Annotated in this window: 4 protein-coding genes; all 4 read right to left on the bottom strand. The window is 49.9% G+C overall.

What is annotated here, in order from left to right; genetic code table 11:
* Positions 1 to 80: 80 nt before the first annotated feature.
* From PGX78_RS07830 to PGX78_RS07815, 4 genes are read right to left on the bottom strand one after another with little or no spacing between them, the layout of a single operon-like run.
* Positions 81 to 815: a metal ABC transporter ATP-binding protein gene (locus PGX78_RS07830; protein ID WP_270446346.1), complete on the bottom strand. Its 735-nt coding sequence runs from the start codon at positions 813 to 815 to the stop codon at positions 81 to 83.
* A gap of 11 nt (positions 816 to 826) precedes the next feature.
* Positions 827 to 1639 carry a metal ABC transporter solute-binding protein, Zn/Mn family gene (locus PGX78_RS07825; protein ID WP_270446345.1) on the bottom strand — a complete coding sequence of 271 codons (813 nt, stop codon included), beginning with the start codon at positions 1637 to 1639 and terminating at the stop codon, positions 827 to 829.
* An 11-nt stretch (positions 1640 to 1650) separates the two neighbouring features.
* Positions 1651 to 1935, bottom strand: coding sequence for a metal ABC transporter solute-binding protein, Zn/Mn family (locus PGX78_RS07820; protein WP_270446343.1), 285 nt, complete (start codon positions 1933 to 1935; stop codon positions 1651 to 1653).
* Positions 1936 to 1946: 11 nt separating this feature from the next.
* Positions 1947 to 2087, bottom strand: a complete 141-nt coding sequence (locus PGX78_RS07815; RefSeq protein WP_442864817.1) for a metal ABC transporter solute-binding protein, Zn/Mn family — start codon at positions 2085 to 2087, stop codon at positions 1947 to 1949.
* Positions 2088 to 2109 lie beyond the last annotated feature (22 nt).

Here is a 2109-nt window from a genome sequence, read left to right as displayed (position 1 = left end):
GGTGCCGATAATGCCGGCCGTCAAGCCGAGTAGTGCCGCGCCGACGATAATGATCCAAAAGGTGTATTCGTTCCACAGATTCATAAGACGACCTCTTGCAGGTTATAAGCCTCTTTCAAGGAGGCGGCGGTAAAGGCCTCAGTCGTTTTACCGCAGGCTACGGTACGTACATTGAGGAGAGTGACCCAGTCGAAATAGGAGCGAACCGTATTCAAATCGTGATGAACGACAACGACTGTTTTACCTTTATTCTTCATTTCCTTGAGAGTGGTAATAATTGTTTCTTCCGTTTTTTTATCGACACCTTTAAACGGTTCATCCATGAAATAGATTTCGCCGTCTTGAACCAGGGCTCGAGCGAGAAACACCCGTTGTTGTTGGCCACCGGATAATTGTTTGATTTGCCTGTTTTCGTAATCGGCCATGCCGATTTTTTCCAATGTCCGCAAGGCCAGTTCCCGATCTTGTTTACCGGGTCTTCTAAACCACCCCAGATGTCCGTAACGTCCCATGAGGACAACGTCCAGAACGGTTGTGGGGAAATCCCAGTCGACGCTGCCGCTTTGCGGTACATATACGATTTGTTTTTTGTCTTCCTTAAACACGCTCAAGGTACCGTTTACGTAAAACTTAACGCGACCGGAAATGGTAGGAATAAGGCCCAGAGCTGCCTTTAAAAGCGTGGATTTACCGGCCCCGTTAGGACCGAGCACGGCAGCCAGAGCCCCTTGAGGGACCTTCATATCCACGTCCCAGAGAACGGGATGCCTGTCATAGGCTACGGTCATATCTTCTATTTCTACAGCCCAGTTCACAGTGTACCTCCTTATTTTAAGGCGTCGACAATCGTGTCTATATTTGCTTTTATCATACCGATGTACGTACCGGCCGGATGGGTCGTCGTATCGAGAGAGTCGGAGTATAGTTCTCCGCCGACAACTACGTTCCAACCTTTGGCCCGGCAAGCTTCCTGGACTGCTTCAATCGTTTTGTGAGGTACTGACGATTCCACAAAAATGGCCTTTATTTTATGGTCCGTAATAAATTGCACCAAGTCGGCCATGTCACGAGTACCGGCTTCAGAGGCCGTACTTACGCCTTGCAGCCCGCGTACTTGAAAGCCGTAAGCACGAGAAAAATACTGAAAAGCGTCATGTGCCGTTACGAGGATCCGAGAATTTTCCGGAATTTCGGCACTCCTTTTTTTAACATACTCGTTCGTTTCGTCTAATTGTTGCAAATAAGTTTGCGTTCTTTCCTTGTAATGGGCGGCGTGCTCAGGATCTTTTTCAGCCAGAGCTTTTTCTACTGCTGTAGCCGCTTTTTTCCAATTTTCCACGTCAAACCAAATATGCGGGTCTTGGGCAGCCGCACCTTCGTTTTCGAAGGTCAGAATGCTTTCCGCAGGAAGACTGTCGGCTACGTAAACGGTAGAGATTCCCTTGTTTTCAACGTTTTTCAAAACATCTCCCATTTTTCCTTCCAAATGAAGGCCGTTGCAAACAATGAGGTCTGCACCGGATAAGGTTGTTACATCGCCGGCGCCGGCCTGATAAAGGTGGGGGTCTACGCCGGGGCCCATGAGCCCTGTCACGGCCACATCGTCACCGCCGATTTGAGAAACCAAGTCTGTAAGCATGGTAGTCGTAGCTACGACATGAAGCTTTTCGCCTTTTTTTGCCGGTTGCGATTGACTGCCGCAGGAAGACTGTCGGCTACGTAAACGGTAGAGATTCCCTTGTTTTCAACGTTTTTCAAAACATCTCCCATTTTTCCTTCCAAATGAAGGCCGTTGCAAACAATGAGGTCTGCACCGGATAAGGTTGTTACATCGCCGGCGCCGGCCTGATAAAGGTGGGGGTCTACGCCGGGGCCCATGAGCCCTGTCACGGCCACATCGTCACCGCCGATTTGAGAAACCAAGTCTGTAAGCATGGTAGTCGTAGCTACGACATGAGGTCTGCACCGGATAAGGTTGTTACATCGCCGGCGCCGGCCTGATAAAGGTGGGGGTCTACGCCGGGGCCCATGAGCCCTGTCACGGCCACATCGTCACCGCCGATTTGAGAAACCAAGTCTGTAAGCATGGTAGTCGTAGCTACGACATGA

Source organism: Megasphaera sp. AF13-6AC (assembly GCF_027685385.1).
In the GTDB taxonomy this organism is placed as follows: domain Bacteria; phylum Bacillota; class Negativicutes; order Veillonellales; family Megasphaeraceae; genus Megasphaera; species Megasphaera micronuciformis.
Note: the sequence above shows the minus strand (reverse complement) of the source record. Positions and strands in the feature narration are given on the sequence as shown.